A 23579-nucleotide genomic window follows, 5' to 3' on the forward strand; every position below is an offset into this window, starting at 1 on the left:
ATTAAAACAAAGTATTTTGATTTTGAGCCGTGACTGTTCGTGATAGATATGTAAAACACTGGTTCACAAGGCAAAGCGTTGCTTTGCACTACCTCACTCAGTAGAATAGTCACTTTGCAAAATTTGCCTTTGGAGACGCCTAAGTGGAGCGACCGACGATTAGCCCTGAACATTTACAGGAAGCTGCTGAAAATTTATCAACAATTCGAGATTTTATTCGTTTTGGGGTGTCAGCATTACGTCAATATGATGCACATTTAGGACAAGGTACTGAAGATTATTTCGCAGAAAGCTCTGCATTAGTTTTACAAACCTTATCTCTTGAATGGTCAGCAGATTCAGAGATTTTAGATGCGAAGCTTTTACCAAGTGAAAAAGCAGAATTCTTAAGCTTGTTGGAACGCCGTATTAATGAGCGTATTCCGACTTCTTATTTATTAAATTTAGCTTATTTCTTTAATAAGCCATTTTATGTGGATGAGCGCGTACTTATTCCTCGCTCACCAATTGCAGAGTTAATTGAGCAACGTTTTGCGCCATATTGTTTAGATGAAAATGGCCAAATGCGTGAAGCGCTTAATAACTTACCAGAAAATACCAAGCCTAAAACTCCACAACGTATTTTAGATATGTGTACAGGTTCTGGCTGTATTGCGGTAGCTTTAGCTTATGCTTATCCAGATGCAGAAGTAGATGCAACAGACATCTCTAAAGAAGCTTTAGAAGTAGCATCAATTAACGTTGAACATCACAATAAACAATACCAAGTTGCATTACTTGAGTCGGATTTATTTGAAAAAATTCCAGCTGAAAACCAGTACGATTTAATTGTAAGTAACCCTCCGTATGTTGATGCCGAAGATATGGCTGACTTACCGGAAGAGTTTTTACACGAACCTGAGCTTGCATTGGCAGCAGGCCAAGATGGTTTAGACCTTGTGCGTAAAATGCTTGCTCAAGCGGCAGATTATTTAACTGAAGATGGTCTTATTGTTATTGAAGTCGGTAACTCTGAATGGGCAATGCGCCAAAACTTTAATACAGTTGATTTCAACTGGCTTACTTTCCAAAAAGGTGGTTCAGGTATTTTTGCTTTGACTGCTGAACAATGTCGTCGTTATAGAAAATTATTTGAAGAACAAGTTTAAGGAGTTGGACATATGGCAGGGAACAGTATTGGACAACTCTTTCGTGTGACTACATGCGGTGAATCGCATGGGGTTGGTTTAATGGCAATTGTTGATGGAGTGCCACCAGGCCTTGCATTAACCGAAGAAGATTTGCAAAAAGATCTGGATCGCCGTAAGCCGGGAACCTCGAAATTTGCGACTCAGCGTAAAGAGCCTGATCAGGTTGAAATCATTTCTGGTGTGTTTGAGGGTAAAACTACTGGTACGCCAATTGGTTTACTCATTCGCAATACAGACCAAAAATCGAAAGATTATGGAAATATTGCACAAACTTTTAGACCGGGTCACGCAGATTACACTTATACGCAAAAGTATGGTTTCCGCGACTATCGTGGTGGTGGCCGTTCAAGTGCTCGTGAAACTGCTATGCGTGTTGCAGCTGGTGCTATTGCGAAGAAATATTTAGCAGAAAAATTTGGTGTTCTGATCCGCGGTCATGTGACTCAAATTGGTAATGAAGTTGCTGAAAAACTAGATTGGAATGAAGTTCCAAATAATCCATTTTTCTGTGGCGATGTAGATGCTGTTCCTCGTTTTGAAGCATTGGTTACGTCTTTACGTGAACAAGGTACAAGTTGTGGTGCTAAGTTAGAAATTTTAGCCGAAAAAGTTCCTGTAGGTTGGGGTGAGCCTGTCTTTGATCGTTTAGATGCTGATATTGCACATGCAATGATGAGTATCAATGCGGTTAAAGGTGTTGAAATTGGTGATGGTTTTGCTGTAGCAGGACAGTTTGGACATGAAACACGTGACGAATTGACTAGTCATGGTTTTCTAGCAAATCATGCTGGTGGTATTTTAGGTGGTATTTCAAGTGGCCAGACCATTCGTGTGGCGATTGCACTAAAACCAACAGCAAGTATTACTACTCCGGGTAAAACGATTAATTTAAATCGTGAAGATACTGATGTGTTAACTAAAGGCCGTCATGACCCGTGTGTGGGCGTTCGAGCAACTCCGATTGCAGAAGCAATGTTAGCGATAGTTCTAATGGATCATTTCTTACGCCACCGTGCTCAAAACGCGGATGTTGTTCCTCCATTTGCGCCAATCGAACCATAGTTAGTTCTAATCAGCGTATTTAAAAAGCCACATAAACAAAATTATGTGGCTTTTCTATTTTTATTGAAATCACATGATTACCTTAAAAATAAATCATTAAGTTAGATCTACAATTTGCTCTTCATTCAAAGCAATTTGATATTGATTGCGGCCATTTGTTTTTGCCTGATAGAGCGCATGATCAGCACGACTAACAAAAGCAGAAATTGAATCATTTAAACGTGGAATTGTGGTCGCCACGCCAACACTAATGGTTACGTATGGTGAAACACTACTACATGGATGAACAATAGCAATTTTCTTAATTGCATTCATTAATCTTTCGGCCTGAATTTTGGCTTGTTGTGCATTTGTCATTGGGAACAGAAGTAAGAATTCTTCACCGCCATAACGGGCAACCAAATCGCCACTACGAGCAGCAATTGAGGAAATTGCAGTCGCAATATCTTTTAAACACTGATCACCCTTGAGATGGCCTAAGCTATCGTTATATGGTTTAAAGAAGTCGATATCAACCATCATAATAGTAAGAGGAGTCTCATGGCGTAATGCGCGTCGCCATTCATTATCAAGTGTTTCATCAAGATAACGTCGGTTAGCAAGTCCGGTTAAAGCATCTTGTTGAGAAAGCAGTGACAGTTGTTGAGCTTGTTGCATAAGTTCAATACGATTGAGCTCAATCATACAGTTTTGTAAATAGTTTTCACGGTGCTGACGATCCGTAGCATAGGCAAGGGTCATGCCTAAGAAACTACTAAACGTATATGTACGGTTCAGGAAGGTCCAGTCTATGTCTCCGTTCAAATAGGTACTTACCAAAATACCAATAAGACCGCCGACCCATCCTGCAATAATGGCAGTATAAAAACGCATGCCTACCGCACCATAGATAATCACAATGGCATACATCATTGCAGCATGAAAAAGTACATTATCTTGGCCATTTTCTAAAACGTTAATTAAGATAAATGTTATGGCAACGGCAGCGGAAGAACCAATTCCGACATAATAATCAAACCACTGATTTAATTTTTTAATAAATGATAAAATCCAGGCGATTAAAACAATTATGCCTACCCAAGAATAATAGCTTAACCAGGATAAAACTTGTTCGGTTGGTAAAACTTGGTATATACCAAAGCTTAAAAATAAATATAATATTAAAATAATAGGTGCTCTATAGCGAAACTCATAGGCTGCACCATTTTGATATTGAAAACGATATATCGTTTCAAGTTGCTTTGGAAACCATACGAAATTTAATCCGCGTGTGGTTAATAAATCTATTTGTTCCTGTCCCAATATATTGGAACCTTGCAACTTCATAATTAATGCTCTCTATATTGGAAGTTGGCATAAAATGAGACTTGTTTTATTAAAGTTCCATCTAAAAGTATTGGTTATATAATGTGTGGTTTATTTAAAATAATAATACAGATTTTTTAAAAAAGTAATGATTTTTACGCCCCCTAATTGTGATAAAAATCACGACATTTCAATGATTAGCGTCACAATTATCTAAAGATTCGTAACCTTTGAGAAAAAATTACAAATGGTCGATTAAAGATTGTATCTTTATCATTTTCGGATAGACTTATAGCCGTGAAGTACAGATGATTGCTGTCATATAAATAGGAAAATTAGCAATGACTGCTCTAAATCAATATGGAATGAGTTTAGAAATTACGCCGCATAATGGATGGTCTCAGCGGTTTTGGGAGGATCTTTTACCAGTTAAGGAGCGGGTGAGTAAACATCCGTTTTTTACTGAAATGGCCAATGGGGGATTGAGCCTAGAAAGTTTCCGTTATGCTTTACTTAATTTCTATCCATTAGTAGCGCATTTCCCGTCATATATGGCCGGTGCGTTAGCTAAAGCAACTGCTTTTGCAGAACCTGGTGTTACTGAAACAAGAGATTGGTTAATTCAAAATATTAAGGTCGAAGAGCGCCATTTACAGTGGTATCGGGATTGGGCTAAAGGTTTTGGATTAACGGTAGAACAACTCGATAGTGTTCGCCCACCAGCTTCGATGAATGCGGTGAATCATTTTCTTTGGAATATGAGTCATCGTGGCAACTTGGCTGAATGTCTGGCAGCGACCAATTTAGCAATTGAATGGGCGACAGGTGACTGGTCTATTCAAGTCTATAAAGGCATACACGCTTATACGGATCATCCGGAAGTTACCATTGATAAGCGTTCTTTAGCCTGGTTACGTGCACATGCTCATTATGATGATTTACATCCTTATGAAGCCATGGAGCTGATTAAACGTTTATGTAATGAACGACCTGATTGGCAGCAAAAAGCATTTCATGCGGCAGAAGAAGGGCTGCGGTATTATGAATTAGCTTTAGACGATTGCTATAGAGTACAGCTTCAAGCCTCTGCTTGATCTCATCTTAAAAAGGGAGAATATTCTACATATTCTCCCTTTTATTTTATTCAAGCAATTTTAAGAGCTTTGCCCGATAAGGTGTTTCTTCAGGCAGCAGCTCAAGTAAGCGTTCAACGGCATCAACACGGTCGGGAACACGGCTAACCACACGTAATAGTTGGTCTACATCATCAATTTGATAAATCACATGACTCAAGCGGGCATCAAAGCAATCTCTCCAAGCACACAAAAATGGACTTTCTGACTTGGCTAAAAAACTACCTCTATACAGTGTTAAAGTGGTTGCAGTAAAACCTAAGTTTAGTGCTTGCTCAGCCATGAGAAAGTCACATTGAATTTCACAGTTAAGTCTATATGGTCGTGACTCGATAACATCGGGAATCAGGTTTCGAAGCTGTGAGAGCTCAGCTTTTAGTGTAGTGGTACTCACTGGTCGATCGCCATATAAGGCATAGTGAAGCTCTTCTAGGTTTATGCCTTCCGGGCATAAAGCAAGAATACATAAAATTTCGATTTGGCGCTGCGTGAGTGTTAAGCTATGTTGATTGTATTGAACCTTAGGCGTGCCTAGCGCCTTAATATATAAAATGTTCTTTTGATGAAGTTGAATGGCTTGTTTTACAATATCGGCGCAACGTTCAACAGCTAAAATTCCAAGTGAGTTATGCTTTTGATATTTAGTTGATAAGTTCATAATGCCATAAAACTGGTCTGTATTTGCGTCAGTGATCGGGGCTGCATAACATACCCAGTCTCTAACGCTGTTCATCTGGTTTTCATGTGAATAAACACAGCTTGCAGAATGTGTATTTAGTGCAAGACCAATTGCATTTTGACCAACTGCTTGGGTTGACCATTGTCCACCTTCAACAAAATGGACTTGTTCGGCAGATGAACGCATAGGCGTACTACTCCATGTCCAGAGTAAAGTACCGTGAGGGTCAGTCACCCCAATTGCCATATCCGCATCTTCAGCAATATGCATCAAATTTCTATGGCACTCTTGGATTGAACGACCAAATAAGGAATGTTGCCATTCCTGATCTAGATCAAATATAGGAGCCGCATCTAGATCGAGTGACGGCTTTTTCCCTAAACAAGGTGTTTCAGAGATTGTTTCCGGTCTAAAGAAAGACGGAAGGTTGTCTGTAGAAGGCAATAATAATTGTTTTGACATATCCATATCGAAGTTCCTTTATCGTTGAAATGGCGTATCCGTGGCCGCTCAACAGGTTTAGCTTTCTTATTGTGACTATTTCCTCGTTATTTCATTTACCTTAAATAATTTTAAACGGTTTGACTATTATCCTATTGGGTAAGTTTTGTTATTTCGCCTCGCCCTATGACAAAACATCCTCTCTTGAAAATGGCTTTGGTGCAGATTCACCGAAATATTGCCGATCGGCAAAATAGCTAGAACGGACCATTGGCGCACTCCAGATATTTTTAAAGCCTAAACGCTGGCCATGCTGAGTGTATCTTTCAAATTCTTGTAAATTCACAAACCGGTGAATAGGGGCATGTGATTTAGAGGGCTGTAAATATTGTCCAATAGTCACTAAATCTACATCATGATCTTTTAAATCGTTGAGTAGAGCAATAACCTCAGCTTCAATTTCTCCTAGCCCTACCATTAGGCCGCATTTAGTTTTGATATCAGGACAGTATTTTTTAAAACGTTTTAATAAATTTAACGAATGCTCATAGTCCGAACCGGGGCGCATTGCTTTATATAAACGCGGTACTGTCTCAATATTATGATTAAACACATCGGGTGGTGATAAGCTTAATGTAGAGAGTGCTGTTTCTAAACGGCCACGAAAGTCCGGAACTAAAATTTCAATTAGCGTATCTGGACAACGGTTTCTGATTTCTTCAATACACTTCACAAAATGTGCTGCGCCACCATCGTGTAGATCATCACGGTCTACAGAGGTAATGACTACATATTTTAAGTTTAGGTTAGCGACCGTCTCAGCTAGATGTTTAGGTTCATTTTCATCTAAAGGCATTGGACGACCATGTGCTACATCGCAGAAAGGGCAACGTCTTGTACAAATATCTCCCATAATCATAAATGTTGCCGTACCACCACCAAAACATTCAGGTAGATTTGGACATGCGGCCTCTTCGCAAACACTATGTAGCTTTTGTTGGCGTAATAAATTTTTGATACGTTGAATTTCTTCGAAATCAGTTATTTTTGCTCGAATCCATTCAGGTTTTTTAGGTAGTTCTTCGGTAGGTAAAATTTTAATAGGAATACGAGAAACTTTATCTATTCCTCTTAACTTAATACCTGTCTCTATTTGCCTTTTTAAGTCCATATATAAAATTCCATTTTATATTAAATTAATTTGCAACTTGACTGGTTATAATAAAAAACCTTATTTCTATAAATAAGAAATAAAGAATTTATTAATGCGTATAGTGCACAGCAAATATTATAAATTAATAAAGGTTGGTTAAAGGTTTGTTTTACAAGTATATGAAATGAATTAAAATTTTTTAATTTTATTTTTGCAGTGTAAGCTTGTGATATATAAAAATTAATAGCTAAAAAACTTATTTAAAACTTTTTAGTCTAATAGCATATTAAATTAAATTGAGCTTTATTATTTATAGCGAAATATATAACACTCGCTGAAACTTGGTTAATTTTTAATAATCAAGATAATAAAGGAAAAGGATATGCAATTAACGGAAGAGCAATTACTCGCAGCATATAAACGCATGCGTGATATTCGTGAATTTGAAGATCGACTTCATGAAGAAAATACCAATGGTGATATTCCAGGTTTTATTCACTTATATAGCGGAGAAGAAGCTGTAGCAGTCGGGATTTGCGAAAACTTAACCGACAAAGACTATATCACTTCAACACACCGTGGACATGGACACTGTATTGCAAAAGGCTGTGATATTCACGCCATGATGCTGGAAATTTTCGGTAAAGATGACGGACTATGCCGTGGAAAAGGCGGTTCTATGCATATTGCCGATTTAGATAAAGGTATGCTCGGTGCCAACGGGATTGTGGGTGGTGGGCCTCCTTTAGCAATTGGTGCAGCGTTGACAGCGAAAACCTTAAAGACTGGTGGCGTCGGACTGTCTTTTACAGGTGATGGTGGTTCAAACCAAGGCCTTACTTTTGAAGCGATGAACATGGCTGTTGTTCTTAAACTTCCTGTGATTTTCGTTTTTGAAAATAACGGTTTTGGTGAGGGGACTGGTCATGATTACGCTGTAGGAAGCAAAGACATTGCTGGTCGTGCAGCAGGCTTTGGTTTACCGGCAGTTAAAGTTGATGGTACAGACTTCTTTGCTGTCTATGAAGCCGCTCAAATTGCTATTGAACGTGCACGCCGTGGTGAAGGCCCAAGTGTGATTGAAACCATTACAAACCGCTTTTATGGCCACTTCGAAGGTGACCCCGGCTTGATTCGTTCTAAAGAAGAAGTCGAGTTCATCAAAGAAAATAAAGATCCTTTGAAAATTTTCCGCGAAAAAGTCAAAGGCAAAATTGATGAAGCCAAACTAGACGAGATTGATGCATCTTCTAAGGCAAATGTTGATGATGCCGTTGCTAAAGCTCGTGCTGCGGCATACCCAAAACCAGAACAACTCCTTACTGACGTCTATGTCTCTTACTAAAGGAATAGTAAAGATGCCAAATAAAAGTTTTCGTAATGCAATTAAAGAAGCCATTGAATCAGAAATGCGCCGTGATCCAACCGTATTTGTTGTTGGTGAAGATGTCCGCGGTGGGCACGGCGGTAAAAACACTGAAGAAAACCAATTAGAAGGTTTTGGTGGTGTATTGGGCGTAACCAAAGGTTTATGGACAGAGTTTGGTTCGGAACGTGTGATTGATACACCAATTACCGAGTCTGCAATTATTGGTATGGCCGCTGGTGCTGCTGCAACAGGTTTACGTCCTGTTGCCGATTTAATGTTTATGGATTTCTACGGCGTGTGTCATGACATGCTCTATAACCAAGCCGCTAAATTCCGTTATATGTTTGGTGGAAAAGCAAAAGCACCCATGGTTGTACGTGGTATGATTGGTGCAGGTTTTTCTGCGGCAGCCCAGCATTCTCAGTCACCATATAACGTATTTGCCGCGGTTCCGGGCTTAAAAGTTGTGGTTCCATCTAGCCCATATGATGTGAAAGGGCTATTAATTCAGGCTATTCGTGATGATGACCCTGTAGTGTTCTGTGAACATAAAATGCTTTATGACATTAAAGGCGAAGTTCCAGATGATGCATATACCATTCCTTTTGGTGTAGCAAATTACACCCGTGAAGGGACAGACGTGACCATTATTGCTTTAGGTTTGATGGTACATCGCGCTAATGAAGTGGCAGACAAACTGGCAAAAGATGGCATTTCGGTTGAAGTGGTCGACCCTCGCACAATTTCACCTCTGGATGAAGAAGGAATTTTAGAGTCTGTTGCATCGACTGGGCGTGTGGTTATTGTGGATGAATCAGCGGCACGCTGTGGTTTTGGTCATGATGTTGCTGCACTGATCGCGCAAAAAGGTTTCCACTATTTGAAAGCACCTGTTGAACTCGTAACGCCACCACATACGCCTGTTCCATTCTCTCCAGTTTTAGAAAAAGAATGGATTCCAAGTGTAGAGCGTATTGAGCAAGCTGTGCGAAAAACATTGGAGGCTTAGGATGAGCGAAATTAAAACGCTGGAGATCCCGAAATGGGGATTATCCATGGAAGAAGGCACGATCGCCCAATGGTTGATTAAAGAGGGTGATAGCTTTAATAAGGGCGATGAAATTTGTGAAATTGAAACCACAAAAATCGTCAATGTGTTAGAAGCGCCTTTTGCTGGAACGCTCCGTAAAATTTTAGCGAAAGATGGTGATACTTTACCTGTTGGTGGTCTTATTGCCGTATGTGCTGATAGTGAAGTTTCTGATGCAGAAATTGAAAAGTTTATCGCATCATTAGGTGGTTCAGCAGCTCAAGCACCTTCGGAACAAAGTAAAGCGGAAACATCTGCACCTATTGCTGAGAAAGCAGAACAGCCACAGACTGTAGCAGCTAGTGCTTCAGCTCCTGCAAAGGTCGCTAAAGGTGACTATGCTGTACCCGAGTCATTACAAGGTTATCAAACATCTGATGATTTGTTTGCAACACCGCATGCCTTGAAGCTTGCAGAAAAGCACAATGTAAACTTGGCAAAAGTCACAGGTTCTGGTCGTGAAGGACGTATTAGTGTTCAAGACATCCAGAAGACTGTACAGGCTGCTGGTGGTCAGTGGCCTGATGTTAAGCAGCAAACTCAAACTAAAGTGGTTAAATCTACAGCTGATGATAGCCAAATTTTAGCGACGCCTGTAGCACGCCGTTTAGCAAAACAATGGGGCATTAACCTAAATGACTGCCGTGTTTCAGGTACTCGTGGCCGTGTCTGTAAAGAAGATGTTGAGGCAGTTTACTATCGTAATAACCCAACGCCATTAAATGAACAACCTGTGCAATGTGCAGCTCAACCACAATCAACCGTTACGACGGTGGCGATGAATGGGATGCGTAAAGCGATTGCTTCACGGTTACAGGCTGCAAAACGTAACGCACCGCATTTCCGCTTAGTGGTCGATCTCAACGTAGAGGCTTTGCAAAAATTACGTAAGCAGATTAATGAGACTGTTCCACAAGTGAAACTTTCTATTAATGACATGCTAATTAAGGCAGCTGCCGCCGCACTGATTAAAGTACCTGAGGTGAATGTTCAATTTGATGAGGCTACTCAATCAATTTTACAGTTCTCTCAAGCGGATATTTCCGTGGCCGTAGCGATTCCAAACGGTTTAATTACACCCATTGTGAAAGCTGCAAATCAAAAATCGTTGGCACAAATTTCCGATGACATGCGTGATTTGGCAACTCGTGCTAAGACTGGCAAGTTACAACCTGACGAGTTTCAGGGTGGTAGCTTTAGCATTTCAAATTTAGGAATGTTAGGCATTAAACAGTTCGATGCCATTATTAACCCACCGCAAGGTGCAATTATGGCATTAGGTGCTTCGGAATCTCGCGCTGTTGTCGAAAATGGCAATGTAGTGGTTCGTGAGATTGTCACAGCGACGTTGTCATGCGATCACCGAGTTATTGATGGCGCAGTTGGGGCGAAATTCTTGGCCAGCTTTAAGCAGTTTGTTGAAAACCCTGCTTTAATTTTGGTGTAGGAGAACCCGCATGTCAGAAGCTCAATTTGATTTAATTGTGATTGGCGCGGGACCGGGTGGGTATGTGGCTGCAATTCGTGCAGCCCAGCTCGGGTTAAAAACCGCAATTGTAGAAGAGCGACATTTAGGCGGAATTTGTCTAAATTGGGGCTGTATTCCAACCAAAGCTTTGCTTGCAGGGGCAGAGCTCGCAACCCAGTTTAAACATGCCGGACAGTTTGGTTTTCAGGTATCGCAACTCGATTTTGATATTCAAAAGCTTGTGCAACATAGCCGACAAGTGTCAGCTCAATTAGTACAAGGCATCGATTACTTGTTGAAAAAGAATCAGGTCACTGTTTTTAGTGGTCGCGCTCAACTTACAGCGAAAGAAAAAATTGAAGTGACCGATGCTCAAGGTAATAGTCAGGCTTTGAGTGCACCACATATCATTTTGGCAACTGGAGCTAAAGCCCGACATGTTCCTCAACTTCCTGTCGATGGAACATATGTCTGGAGCTATAAAGAAGCGCTTGTTCCAGAGCAGTTACCGAAAAGTTTACTGGTTGTAGGTTCAGGTGCAATTGGTAGTGAGTTTGCCAGTCTTTATCAAGATTTGGGATGTCAGGTGACCCTTATTGATTTGGCTAAACAAATTTTACCGACCGAAGATGCAGAAGTTGCTCAATTTGTTAGAAAACAATTTGAACAAAAAGGTATGAAAGTCTTAACCGATGCTGTCGTTCAAAGTATTCAGATTGAAAATGAGCAAGTCCACTGTGTGGTTGAAACGGCAAATGATGTTCAAACGCTTGTTTTTGACCGCGTGCTTTCGGCAATTGGTGTACAGCCGAATACCACAGGGCTAGGACTAGAACGTTTAGGTGTAGAACTCAATCCACAAGGTTTTGTGGCAATTGATGACTATTGTAAAACCAACGTAGCAGGGCTTTATGCCATTGGTGATGTTGCTGGAGCGCCTTGTCTCGCTCATAAAGCAAGCCATGAAGCCATGATATGTGTCGAGAAAATCGCTGGTGTGGCAAACGTCCATTCACTCGACCGTAGCCAGATACCCGGTTGTATTTTTACACATCCACAAGTGGCAAGTATTGGTTTAACGGAAAATGCAGCAAAAGCTAAGAATCTACCTATACGTATTGGTAAGTTTTCTTTAACTGCAAATGGTAAAGCTTTAGTAATTGGAGATGCGTCAGGTTTCGTTAAAACGGTGGTACATGCAGAAACGGGCGAGCTGCTTGGTGCACATATGGTGGGTCATGAAGTGACCGAACATATCCAAGGATTTGCCATTGCGAAATATCTAGAAGCAACTGATGAAAGTTTAGCTCAAGTGATTTTCCCGCATCCAACATTATCAGAAGCCATGCATGAATCTATTTTGGCTTCAATGCAACGAGCGATTCATATGTAGAAATTCTACATTTACAGGAGTTGAACATGGTTAAGGGATTAAAAAATAAAGTCGCTTTAGTGACTGGGGCAGCCCAAGGCATTGGCCGTGGGATTGCCCTGCGCTTGGCGCAAGAAGGGGCACATATTGCATTAGTTGATATGAAACAAGATCGACTCAACGATGTGCAGCAGGAAATTCAGGCTTTAGGTGTAAATGCGAGCACTTTTATTGCTGATGTAAGTGACCGCGAGCAGGTGTATGCTGCTATAAATCATGCTGAGCAGGCCCTTGGTGGGTTTGATGTCATGATTAATAACGCTGGAATTGCACAAGTTCAAGCGATTGCGGATATCACACCTGATGAATTCCAAAAAATTGTTGATATTAATATTGGTGGAGTGCTGTGGGGAATACAGGCTGCTGCTGCAAAATTTAAACAACGCCAACATAAAGGTAAAATCATTAATGCTTGCTCAATTGCAGGCCACGATGGGTTTGCTTTACTCGGTATTTACTCGGCAACCAAATTTGCGGTACGAGCACTTACCCAAGCTGCGGCAAAAGAATATGCCAGTCACGGTATTACGGTAAATGGATATTGCCCCGGAATTGTCGGAACGGACATGTGGGTTGAAATCGATAAACGTTTTGCTGAAATTACCGGTGCTGCAATTGGTGAAACTTATAAAAAATATGTGGAAGGCATTGCTTTAGGTAGAGCCCAAACACCAGATGATGTAGCTGCATTAGTTGCTTTTCTGGCAAGTGAAGATTCGGACTATATAACGGGGCAATCCATTTTAACGGACGGCGGAATTGTCTATCGCTAAAACAATATCCTGATTTGAGGGAGATAATAATGAAAGCAGCGCGTTTTTATGACAGAGGCGATATTCGTATTGAAGATATCCCTGAACCAGAAGTCACTCCCGGCACTGTAGGCATTAAGGTAGCTTGGTGTGGAATCTGTGGTACAGATTTGCACGAATTTATGGAAGGGCCAATTTTTATTCCACCGTGTGGACATCCGCATCCTATTTCAGGTGAATCTGCACCGATTACTATGGGACATGAGTTTTCAGGTGTTGTCTATGCCGTCGGTGAAGGTGTTGATGATATTGAAATTGGTCAGCATGTCGTCGTAGAGCCTTATATTGTGGCCGATGATGTGCCGACTGGACCGGGTGATAATTATCATCTTTCTAAAAATATGAACTTCATTGGTTTAGGCGGTCGTGGTGGTGGTTTATCGGAAAAAATTGCAGTTAAACGCCGTTGGGTGCATCCAATTTCCAATAAAATTCCGCTAGATCAGGCAGCCTTAATTGAACCGTTATCGGTGGGTCATCATGCTTTCGTACGTAGTGGTGCAAAGGCTGGTGATATTGCACTGGTTGGCGGTGCGGGGCCAATTGGTTTATTGCTTTCGGCAATTTTAAAAGCGAAAGGTCTTAAGGTCATCATTACCGAACTAAGTGCCAAACGTAAAGAAAAAGCCAAAGAGTCGGGTGTTGCAGATTATATTTTAGACCCGTCAGAAGTTGATGTTGTTTCTGAGGTCATGAAAATTACTAATGGTAATGGCATCGATGTCGCGTTTGAATGTAGTAGCGTTAATAAGGTATTAGATACTTTGGTTGCGGCAGTGAAACCAACAGGCGTGATCGTTATAGTTTCGATTTGGAGCCATCCAGCATCAATTAATGTGCATAGTGTAGTAATGAAAGAGCTTGATGTACGAGGCACAATTGCCTATGTAAATGACCATCAGGAGACTATTAAACTGGTTGAAGAAGGTAAAATAAATCTGGAACCTTTTATTACGCAGCGCATTCAACTTGATGATTTGATTTCACAAGGTTTTGAAACCTTAATTCATAACAATGAATCAGCCGTTAAGATTATCGTACATCCATAAATAGACACTTAAGCCTATAAAAAAAGAGCGATGATTCGCTCTTTTTTATTAAAGTAAATTGTTGTCTTGGGCTTCAATAATAGGGGGTAATGGCTGTCCTAAAGAACTTAGAGACTCACGTTCAATCAAACGCACAATAGAGTCGAGCGGTAAATCATTTTCTTGCAAACCGAAAGGTTCTTCAATTTGAGCGCTTAATGCATCTAGTCCTAAAAACATATAAGCGATTAAGCCGACAATAAGTGGTGTCCAAATACCTAAAGCTGCTTCAAGGCTAAATGGTAGAATGAAACAGAAACAGTAAACGGCGCGGTGCAAAAGTACTGAATATGAGTAGGGTAAAGGTGTCCCAGCAATACGGTCACAACCCGCTTGAATATTACCTAGCTCAACAATATGGCGTGTCAGAGTGCCATAGATAATGTCACTAATTTCGCCGTCTTTTAGAGCTTTGACTAAATCTTTTTGAATATTTTCGAGTACAAATTGCGGCGCATTAATATGCTCATTTAAATAATTAAGTGAAGAGTTATTTAAATAGGCAGGTTCAAGAAATTTTGTGGGTTCGACTGTTTGTTGACGTAAACGATCACGCAATAAATTACTAAAAATTAAGACCTGATGAATTAAATGTTCACGTTGTTCATTAGATAAAACATGGCTGTCTCTAACAATATGTCTGGCATTGGCAATTAGTGCGCCCCAAAGTTTGCGGCCTTCCCACCAACGGTCATAACACGCGTTATTTCTAAAACCTGTACAAATCGAAAGAATCACACCAAATATGGTAAATCCGATCGCGGGTACGGTAGGAATTTGAATCCAATGATAATAAGAGAGCCAGACCACACATGCTGAAATAAGTACCACAAAACTCAGTGCAGGCAAAACCTTCGGCAAAATTGTTCCTTTCCAAGCAAATAAGAGTTTAAATACATTGCTTTTATCACGAACAATCATATAAAGCCTTTGAACTAACGAACCTAACCAAGTGCAATATGATACGCCTTAGACGAGCTAAATACCTAGCTAAAGCTTATGCTTTTGTCTGTATCGCCAAAGAGTAGTGCGGCTAATTCCAAAAATATTCGCGACCATATTCAGGTTATGGTTATATTTTTCTAAAGCGGCTTGTACATTTTCTGGACTAAGCTCTGCATTTGTCTCGGGTAATTTAACGTAATCATCTGCATTTAAGAGTTCATTTGGTAAGTCTTCGACTTCAATTTCAACCTTACCATTTGCCATGGTTAAAGCATAAAGCAGGGTGTTTTTTAACTCACGAACATTTCCTGGCCAGTCATAATTCAATAAAACTTGCATGGCTTTTTGATTGACATGTCGAGGCATTGTGTCGAGTTGGGTTGAGCTCTCTTTTAAAATCTGATCGACAATAAGAGGAATATCGACTTTTCTCTCTCTGAGTGGTGGTATAAAAATTGGAATCACACGCAAACGGTAGAGTAAATCATGGCGGAAACGCCCAGCCTTAGCCTCTTCGCGTAAAGCTTTATGTGTGGCTGTAATAATGCGGACATTGGCCTGAATCGGTTTTTCACCACCGACTGGAGTAAACTCGCCTGTTTCTAACACTCGTAATAATTTAGCCTGAAGCTCTAAAGGAATCTCGGCAATTTCATCTAGAAACAGTGTTCCACCTGCGGCACGTTCAAACACGCCTTTATGGTCACGAATTGCTCCCGTAAAAGCACCTTTCACATGCCCAAATAGTTCACTTTCTAGAATATTGGCATTAAGAGCTGCACAGTTAATCGCTACAAAAATCTTATTTTTACGTTGGCTATAATCATGAATTGCTTGTGCCACCAGTTCTTTACCGCTACCAGATTCACCGCGTACGAGCACTGGAAACTCAGTAATTGCCACTCTTTGAATAATTGAAAACATACGAGTCATTTCTGGTGAACAGCTATTAAAGATCTTGCTTAACTCTTGTAATTGTTCTGTCAGCTCTACTTGATTAGCAATATCATTCTCTATGCTAACGGGCTGTAGAATATGCAATTTCCCGATAATGCGATGCTCTGCGATGTAAATATCATTTTCCTGATAGATGAATCGCTTTCTCATTTTAGGAGTATTGATTTCAAGATACTGATTGTGATGATCTTGAGTAAGCGCTGCCATGCTCTCTACAGAAATATCGTCTGTATTAAATTTATAGTGAATTGCTTGAGTAGATGTGTCCGCTAAAAACAGACTCGCATTTGGGAATAAAGCTTTTAATTGCTCAAATAAAATAAAAAAATCTTGTTCTGACTTAAAATTTAACTTTACCATTTTATGTGTTTCACAATCGTTTCATTGAAACATACTTGAGTTCCAAAGGAACATCAAGCTGAGTTTATTTTCTAACGTTAATTTTACCTATTATTTTAAATATTTGATTTTTGTATTTATTATTTAATTTTAAATAATTGGCATCTTATTTGCAAAATATAGGAAAGAAATAAATTATTAGGGTATAAATCATGTTCTTTAAGCAGTTTTTTGAGCAGGCAAGTTCGACTTATACATATATGCTTGGGTGTGAAGAAACACGAGAGGCTGTTTTAATTGACCCAGTCGCATCAGATATAGAGATTTATGCAAAAGAATTAGAGCAGCATCAATTTACACTCATCTATACCTTAGATACTCATGTTCATGCAGACCATATTACCGCTGCAGATTTACTTCGCGAACGTTTCCATTGCAAATCGGTTTTACATCGAAACTCAGAAGTAAGTTGCGGAGATATTTTAATTACTGATGGTTGCATGCTTAAAGTTGGCAACCTCAGTATTGAAGCGCGTTACACACCAGGTCATACCAATGCTTGTACGAGTTACTTGGTTGAAAACATGGTTTTCACTGGTGATGCATTATTAATTGATGGGTGCGGTCGAACTGACTTCCAACAAGGTAATGCAGGCACACTTTATGACAGTATTCATAAGCAACTTTTCAGCCTACCTGACGAGACTATTGTGTATCCGGGACACGATTATAAAGGTCGTCTGTCTTCAACAATTGGTTATGAACGCTTAAATAATTCACGTCTAGGTCAGAATCGTTCGCGTGAAGATTTTATTAAATTAATGAATAACTTAAATCTGCCATATCCAAAACAAATCGATAAAGCACTTCCTGCTAATCAGGCTTGCGGCTCAATTTCACAATTATAAGGTGGCAATATGGAACTTAAACGAGTTAATCAAGATTTTTATGTTGCTGGCCAGATTACTGCCAACGATATTGTAAAAATTGCAGACCAAGGAATAAAAACTCTGATATGTAACCGCCCGGATGGAGAAGGTGCAGACCAACCCAATGTGATTGAAATTGAAGAAGCAGCTCAACAATATGGTCTAAAGGTAATTTATCAGCCTGTGACCAGTGGCAAAATTACCGATCAACAAGTTGCCGAGTTTAAACAGCTTTATAAGAATGCCCAAAAACCTGTTTTAGCGTATTGCCGTTCTGGTATGCGTGCAATCAGTTTATGGGCTTTGGCCGAAGTTGCCCCACAAGATGTAGCACTGTTAGTTGAGTCGGGTAACAAACTTGGTTTTAACTTAAAAGGCTTAGTGCCACGTATTTTAAAACGTGATCATGAACCAGCGACAATTCCTTGTTATAGCGTTGTGATTGTGGGCGCTGGAGCAGCAGGAATTTCTGTAGCATCGAGCTTACTGTCTCGCGAACCTCATTTAGATATTGTCATTATTGATCCGGCAGATACCCATTATTATCAACCGGGCTGGACCATGGTCGGTGGCGGTATTTTTAAACCACAAGTAACCGCACGCTCAATGGCAAGTGTGATTCCTTCAAAAGTAAAATGGATGAAAGCCGCCGTTGCTGGATTTGACCCTGAGCATAATCAGGTTATTTTGGAAGGATGCCAACCTATTCAATATAAAGCGTTGGTCGTCTGTCCTGGTTTAAAACTCAATTGGCATGGCATTGAAGGCTTAGTTGAAACCTTAGGTAAAAATGGGGTGACGTCTAACTATCGTTATGATTTAGCGCCGTATACATGGGAACTGGTGCAACAGCTAAACGGTGGAAAGGCAATCTTTACCCAGCCACCTATGCCTATTAAATGTGCCGGTGCTCCTCAAAAAGCAATGTACCTTTCAGCGGACTACTGGTTAAAGCAAGGCAAACTCAAAAATATATCTATCCATTTTTATAACACCGGCGGTGTTTTATTTGGTGTGAAGGAATATGTACCTGCACTAATGCAATACGTTGAAAAATATGGCACTGAACTTCATTTTAACCATCAACTTGTCAAAGTAGACGGGCCTGCAAAGAAAGCATGGTTCAAAGTGGTGAATGATGAAAATGCAGCATTGGTCGAAACAGATTTCGATATGTTGCATGTTGTTCCACCACAACAAGCGCCCGACTTTATTCGTGCAAGTTCTCTTACTGATGAAGCCGGCTGGGTGAGTGTTAATCCTCAAACCTTACAACACACACAACATGCCAATATTTTTGCTTTAGGCGATGTGATGAATGCACCTAATGCCAAAACTGCTGCTGCGGCACGGGCACAAGCTCCGATCGTTGCGGTTAATGTTATAGCCCAGCTCAAAGGTGAGCAAAACTTCTGCGAGTACAACGGCTATGGCTCATGTCCACTCACAGTAGAGCGTGGAAAAATCGTTCTGGCTGAGTTTGGCTACGGCGGCAAATTACTTCCAAGTTTTCCAAAATGGGTGATTGATGGGCAAAAACCTTCTCGTTTGGCTTGGCTGCTTAAAGAGCAGATTTTACCGCCGATTTACTGGCAAGGCATGCTTAAAGGCCGTGAGTGGATGGTCAAACCTGAGCGAGGATAAGTAAAGCAACGCTTTACCCTGAGAAGCGACTAAAGCTTCGCAAGAAGACGAGAACTATGTTCGAGTTAAGAGGATAAACAAAGCAACGCTTTGTCCTGAGAAGTGACTAAAGCTTCGCAAGAAGACGAGATCAACTCACTCATTAACCAGCAGTCTACTGCAAACGATGTATATGCAATTTTAGGCTTTTAATATGTTATTACTTGTCGTTGAAGGCATTGTGATTGGCTTTTTACTTGGTCTTACCGGTGCGGGTGGTGGCATTCTTGCTGTACCCGCGCTTATGACCAGTCAAGGCTGGAGCGTGGCGCAAGCTGCACCGATTGGGTTATTAGCAGTTGCGCTATCTACACTCATTGGAACTATTGAAGGCTTATTTAAAAAGATAGTTCGTTATCGTGCTGCAATCTGGATTGCCTTAATTGGTGCCCCTATGGCACATATCGGTATTTTAATAGCTAACACAATTTCACCTATTTGGCTCATGTTAATGTTTAGCTTGGTCATGTTTACAGTGGGCTATCGACTTATTAGTAACCGAATTTCGGATTTTCATAACCCGCCGTGTCAGGTCAACCCAAGTACGGGACGCTTTATCTGGAATTTTAAAACTGGTGGTGTGCTTGCGAGCATCGGGATTATTGCTGGGCTTTTAACTGGTATGTTAGGGGTTGGAGGCGGCTTTGTAATTGTACCCGCGCTTAGAAAAGTCACAAATTTGGATATGCATAGCATTGTTGCAACCTCACTTATGATTATTTTCCTGATTAGTGGAATGAGTATTGTGATGCATATTGCAGAGGGCTTTCACTATCCAGTCGCCATTACTAGTGCGTTCGCGCTCGCATGTACATTCGGTATGTTATTAGGACGCCGAGCTATTCGGTTTATTCCGTCTGCAATTGTACAAAAGGTCTTTGCTTTAATGGTTTTTGCTGTCGCAATTTATATGGTTATTAAGATTGTTAATCTAACAAATATCTGAGCGATATAGTATTTTAACCTTCTCTATAAATAGCAATTTTTCCAAGATGAGATATTAAAATTATCTTTGGAAAATTGATTTAAACCATTTAAATTTTTGAGAAAGTGAAATGAAGCGAATTAATGTAGCAATTTGTGGTTTTGGACGGATTGGGCAACAAATTGCAGAGCTTCTTTTAAATCGATCGACCTACTATAAACAAAAATATCAAATTGATGCCCGTTTAGTGGGTATCTGCAACTCATCATCAGGTTTAATTAACCAAGATGGTTTACAAGCTTCAAAGTGGCTAGATAAAACACAATATCAAGCAGGCCTAACAGAGCAAAAGTTTTTAGAAAAGGTTCAAGCAGATGTCATTATTGAAACTGGACCAAGTGATTATGTGACAGGTGGGAAAGGCCTATTTTATTTAAATTATGCTTTAACACATAGCATGCATGCGATTGCGGTATCTAAAGGTGCTTTAGTCGTAGAAGGTAAAAAACTAATTAACTTGGCACATCAGCACAATAAAAAACTATTTTTTAGCGGTGCCACTGCTGCAGCTTTACCGACTGTTGATTTGTTTGAATATAACTTGGCTGGTTGCCAAATTTTAGAAATAGAAGGGGTGTTTACAGGTACCACAAATTTTATTTTAAATGATATGTTGCAACATGAATGCGCATTTGCAGAATCTCTTGAAAAAGCTCAAGCAAAAGGTATTGCTGAACCGAATAGTTCTTTCGATGTAGATGGATGGGATACCGCTGCAAAAATTACGATACTAGCCAATACTGTTTTGGGAGCTGAGGTAAAAATTCAGGATATTCCAAGACAAGGAATTAGTCATGTTACGACTGAACATATTCGTGATTGGAAAAAAGAAAATGTAATTCCTCGTCTGGTTGGTTTTATCCATATTAAAAATCTGCAAATTCAAACAGGTGTTGAATTAAGGTTAGTCCCAGCAAATCATCCGTTTGCTCATCTGCAAGGTTCTAATAAATGTATTCGGGTGTTAACGCAAGAAATGGGGGAATTTGTTGTCAGTGGAGGGGCATCTGCGCCATTAGCCACAGCAGCCGCGGCTTTAAAAGATTTTGAGTTGATGCTAAAAACGGGCTGCTAAAATTAATTATGATTTATAAAAAAGCAGGCTTTTATGCCTGTTTCTCACAATTTTTTTGATTGCTAAATAACTTCTTTCCAGTTTCAAACTTACTAAACATTAAGTAGTTACCAAGTAAGATGAGTAAAATTCCAAATACAGCATTTAAAGTCCACTCATATCCTTCAAAGAAAGTAGAAACTGTTAAAGCAACTAAAGGAAAGAGCAACGTGCTATAGGCTGCTTTGGCTGCGCCAATTCGTCCGACCAGAGAAAAATAAGCAGAGAACCCAATAACCGTGCCAAATACAGCTAAGTATAGTACCGAGCTTAAAAATGGGAAATTCATCGGCGGCATTAAATCTTGTCCTGTAAATAAAGCCAGAATTAACATCACCAATGCGCCATAAGTCATGGCATAACAGTTTGTTGAAAAGATATTTAGGCCACGTTTTTGGTGTCTAACACTAATCATATTCCCTAAAGAAAAACCGTAAGTGCCTATTGCACATAGCCCAATACCCATTAATAACTGCGCATTAAACTGGCTATTAATCAGATCGTGCCAAAATAGTAAAACAATACCACTTAGGCCCAAAAGTGCAGCTGGCGCAAAGTTTGGGGAAGGTTTCTGCTTAAAAAAGATAAGTGCATTAATGGCATTAAAGAAAACCGCCATCGAAAAAATGACAGACTCTAAACCGCTATTTACATATTTAACCGCAGTATAAAAACAAATAAAGTTTAGGCCAAAAACACAAAGTCCTTGCAGCATACAGAACAAGTGATCTTTTAAAGCAATTCGCTGTAATTTTCCTGAAAATAGTAAAACAACCCAAAGTAATAAGGCTGAAATAGCAAAACGCCATAAAATTGCGACAACGGGTGTTGCATAATGGCTTTGAACGGCAATTCCAATCCATGTTGTTCCCCAAATCAACACCACCGCAACATAGAGTAAAATATTCATAACTTCATCCTCGATTACCAAGCTTAAGTATCTAGGAATGCTTCATTTTTCACGTATATATTCTTGTGTTGTACATGCAAGATCTTGCGTTTTTTATAGATCTAAACTAGCTGAATTTTGCTGAATATGGTTAACTTAAGCTCAATCATATTCGTTTTAATTTTGCATGGCTTATCAAACTTTAGAACAGCTGCAGCAGTCTAAAGCCAAGCTTCACGAAACTGTGGTGCTTGATGAAAATATGCAACTTGCATTTTGGTCTAATCAGCAAGATCGTGTAAGTGTCTGTAGCGATCACCACACTTTAAGTCTTTATATTCAAGATGGTTATGAAAGCTATCAAAAAACACCTGCGGGCTGGAAAAATGGCGGTGGACCAGGACGTTTTTGCCTATTGCCCGAGCATCAGGAGTCGACTTGGGACATACGTGGTGGACTTAAATTTGTCCACTTGTACTACACCGACCAACATTTGCGTGATGTTGCTGAAAAAATATGGGACAAAGAGCCGAATCAAATTGAACTAAACGAAGTTGTCTTTAATGACGATGAACGGATTCGGGCGTTATATCAATTTTTCTTATTAGATTGCGATTGGCAAGATTCTTCAAATCATTTGCAAATGAGTACAACGGCAAGTTTATTGTTGAATCACTTAATTCGGAAATATAGCAGTGTTCAATGGCAACAGCCTACTATCAAGGGTGGGCTGGCACCTCATAAACTCAAATATATTCAGGAATGGATTGAAGATCATCTAGATCAGGCACTCACTTTGTCTGATTTGGCGAATGTTGTGAATTTAAGCGAATACCATTTTGCTCATATGTTTAAACAGTCCATGAATATGGCGCCTCACCAATATGTCATGCAAAGACGCTTAACAAAGGCCAAGGGGCTAATTCAGTCATCTCAGCTTTCTTTGCAAGATATTGCCCTAGTATGTGGGTTTAGTTCAGCAAGCCATTTAAGTCATCGCTTTAAACAATTTTATGGCATGAGTCCTTCGCAGTTACGTTAAGTGTCTAATGTAATTGGTTTCTCCTGAGCTGCGTCAAATGCAGCTCTTGCCGCATCAATATCTGCAATATGCTGCTGAGCCCATTGGCCTAAAGCAATTACAGGTTCTGTAAGTGAATGGCCCAGTGGAGTTAATTCATATTCAACATGAGGTGGAACTACAGGATAAACCGTACGTTTAACCAACCCATCTCGTTCTAAACCACGCAAACATAATGTAAGCATACGCTGCGATATTCCATTGATACGTCTCTTTATTTCAGAAAAGCGATGAGGATGTGATGCAAGTGTCATTACAATGAGTATACTCCATTTCTCTCCAACTCTAGCCAACACTTGACTGACTCTTTGGCAATCTGAACTCTGGATATCATGAGGTATGGTTACAGTCATATTACTTGGTTCCCTAAATGTGCCTTCTTGTACATAAGAATAATAGTAGTAACATAATTAGCTCAAGTAACAATTTTATACT

The 23579-nt window shown here is 40.0% G+C and carries 21 protein-coding genes; 14 read left to right on the forward strand and 7 right to left on the reverse strand.

Annotation, left to right across the window (positions count from 1 at the left end):
* Positions 1-143 precede the first annotated feature (143 nt).
* Positions 144-1148, forward strand: coding sequence for a 50S ribosomal protein L3 N(5)-glutamine methyltransferase (gene prmB, locus G9371_RS03980; RefSeq protein ID WP_000441019.1), 1005 nt, complete (start codon positions 144-146; stop codon positions 1146-1148).
* 12 nt (positions 1149-1160) lie between these two features.
* Complete coding sequence (gene aroC / locus G9371_RS03985; RefSeq protein WP_000918444.1) at positions 1161-2252, forward strand: chorismate synthase; 1092 nt, start codon at positions 1161-1163, stop codon at positions 2250-2252.
* A gap of 96 nt (positions 2253-2348) precedes the next feature.
* Here aroC and G9371_RS03990 read toward each other — a convergent pair whose 3' ends face one another.
* Complete coding sequence (locus G9371_RS03990; RefSeq protein WP_000775755.1) at positions 2349-3578, reverse strand: GGDEF domain-containing protein; 1230 nt, start codon at positions 3576-3578, stop codon at positions 2349-2351.
* 320 nt (positions 3579-3898) lie between these two features.
* Between G9371_RS03990 and G9371_RS03995 the strand changes: the two genes are divergently transcribed.
* A complete protein-coding gene (locus G9371_RS03995) occupies positions 3899-4651 on the forward strand; it encodes a TenA family transcriptional regulator (RefSeq protein WP_000126111.1) in 753 nt (250 codons plus the stop codon).
* Positions 4652-4697: 46 nt separating this feature from the next.
* Here the strand turns inward: G9371_RS03995 and G9371_RS04000 are convergent, their stop codons facing one another.
* Both G9371_RS04000 and lipA read right to left on the reverse strand, forming a co-directional pair.
* On the reverse strand, positions 4698-5837 hold the full coding sequence (locus G9371_RS04000) for a helix-turn-helix domain-containing protein (protein ID WP_029424331.1): 1140 nt from the start codon (positions 5835-5837) through the stop codon (positions 4698-4700).
* Positions 5838-5994: 157 nt separating this feature from the next.
* On the reverse strand, positions 5995-6981 hold the full coding sequence (gene lipA, locus G9371_RS04005) for a lipoyl synthase (protein WP_002057517.1): 987 nt from the start codon (positions 6979-6981) through the stop codon (positions 5995-5997).
* Positions 6982-7345: 364 nt separating this feature from the next.
* On the opposite strand from lipA, the gene G9371_RS04010 reads away from it, so the two are divergent.
* Genes G9371_RS04010 through G9371_RS04035 form a run of 6 tightly spaced genes read left to right on the forward strand, consistent with a single transcriptional unit; the run spans position 7346 to position 14183 of the window.
* Entirely contained in the window at positions 7346-8308 is a 963-nt protein-coding gene (locus tag G9371_RS04010) for a thiamine pyrophosphate-dependent dehydrogenase E1 component subunit alpha (RefSeq protein WP_005132017.1), read from the forward strand.
* Between the two features lie 13 nt (positions 8309-8321).
* Positions 8322-9341 (forward strand): alpha-ketoacid dehydrogenase subunit beta, encoded by a 1020-nt coding sequence (locus G9371_RS04015; RefSeq protein WP_001133053.1) that lies wholly within the window; start codon positions 8322-8324, stop codon positions 9339-9341.
* Between the two features lies 1 nt (position 9342).
* Positions 9343-10869 (forward strand): 2-oxo acid dehydrogenase subunit E2, encoded by a 1527-nt coding sequence (locus G9371_RS04020; RefSeq protein WP_001289738.1) that lies wholly within the window; start codon positions 9343-9345, stop codon positions 10867-10869.
* A 10-nt stretch (positions 10870-10879) separates the two neighbouring features.
* A complete protein-coding gene (gene lpdA, locus G9371_RS04025; RefSeq protein ID WP_029424330.1) occupies positions 10880-12283 on the forward strand; it encodes a dihydrolipoyl dehydrogenase in 1404 nt (467 codons plus the stop codon).
* Positions 12284-12309: 26 nt separating this feature from the next.
* Complete coding sequence (locus G9371_RS04030; protein ID WP_000238435.1) at positions 12310-13095, forward strand: acetoin reductase; 786 nt, start codon at positions 12310-12312, stop codon at positions 13093-13095.
* Positions 13096-13124: 29 nt separating this feature from the next.
* The gene (locus tag G9371_RS04035) at positions 13125-14183 is read left to right on the forward strand and encodes a 2,3-butanediol dehydrogenase (protein ID WP_029424328.1); all 1059 of its coding nucleotides are present in this window, start codon (positions 13125-13127) and stop codon (positions 14181-14183) included.
* 48 nt (positions 14184-14231) lie between these two features.
* Here the strand turns inward: G9371_RS04035 and G9371_RS04040 are convergent, their stop codons facing one another.
* Positions 14232-15143, reverse strand: a complete 912-nt coding sequence (locus G9371_RS04040; protein WP_029424327.1) for a bestrophin family protein — start codon at positions 15141-15143, stop codon at positions 14232-14234.
* Between the two features lie 69 nt (positions 15144-15212).
* Positions 15213-16484, reverse strand: a complete 1272-nt coding sequence (locus G9371_RS04045; RefSeq protein ID WP_029424326.1) for a sigma-54 interaction domain-containing protein — start codon at positions 16482-16484, stop codon at positions 15213-15215.
* Positions 16485-16675: 191 nt separating this feature from the next.
* Between G9371_RS04045 and G9371_RS04050 the strand changes: the two genes are divergently transcribed.
* From G9371_RS04050 to G9371_RS04065, 4 genes are all read left to right on the forward strand, one after another.
* Positions 16676-17371, forward strand: coding sequence for an MBL fold metallo-hydrolase (locus G9371_RS04050; protein ID WP_029424325.1), 696 nt, complete (start codon positions 16676-16678; stop codon positions 17369-17371).
* A 9-nt stretch (positions 17372-17380) separates the two neighbouring features.
* Positions 17381-19036 carry a TIGR01244 family sulfur transferase gene (locus G9371_RS04055; RefSeq protein WP_029424324.1) on the forward strand — a complete coding sequence of 552 codons (1656 nt, stop codon included), beginning with the start codon at positions 17381-17383 and terminating at the stop codon, positions 19034-19036.
* Between the two features lie 193 nt (positions 19037-19229).
* A complete protein-coding gene (locus G9371_RS04060; protein ID WP_029424323.1) occupies positions 19230-20021 on the forward strand; it encodes a sulfite exporter TauE/SafE family protein in 792 nt (263 codons plus the stop codon).
* 109 nt (positions 20022-20130) lie between these two features.
* Complete coding sequence (locus G9371_RS04065) at positions 20131-21135, forward strand: homoserine dehydrogenase (RefSeq protein WP_029424322.1); 1005 nt, start codon at positions 20131-20133, stop codon at positions 21133-21135.
* Positions 21136-21166: 31 nt separating this feature from the next.
* Here the strand turns inward: G9371_RS04065 and G9371_RS04070 are convergent, their stop codons facing one another.
* Positions 21167-22084 carry a DMT family transporter gene (locus tag G9371_RS04070; protein WP_029424321.1) on the reverse strand — a complete coding sequence of 306 codons (918 nt, stop codon included), beginning with the start codon at positions 22082-22084 and terminating at the stop codon, positions 21167-21169.
* A 166-nt stretch (positions 22085-22250) separates the two neighbouring features.
* Here G9371_RS04070 and G9371_RS04075 point away from each other — a divergent pair, with 166 nt between their 5' ends.
* Positions 22251-23105: a helix-turn-helix domain-containing protein gene (locus tag G9371_RS04075; RefSeq protein ID WP_000331400.1), complete on the forward strand. Its 855-nt coding sequence runs from the start codon at positions 22251-22253 to the stop codon at positions 23103-23105.
* Here G9371_RS04075 and G9371_RS04080 read toward each other — a convergent pair.
* Positions 23102-23497 carry a winged helix-turn-helix transcriptional regulator gene (locus G9371_RS04080; protein ID WP_001983845.1) on the reverse strand — a complete coding sequence of 132 codons (396 nt, stop codon included), beginning with the start codon at positions 23495-23497 and terminating at the stop codon, positions 23102-23104. The two genes, G9371_RS04075 and G9371_RS04080, sit on opposite strands and share 4 nt — an antisense overlap.
* Positions 23498-23579 lie beyond the last annotated feature (82 nt).

Origin of the sequence: Acinetobacter sp. EKM10A, assembly GCF_011075215.1 — a bacterium.
Lineage (GTDB): Bacteria > Pseudomonadota > Gammaproteobacteria > Pseudomonadales > Moraxellaceae > Acinetobacter > Acinetobacter baumannii.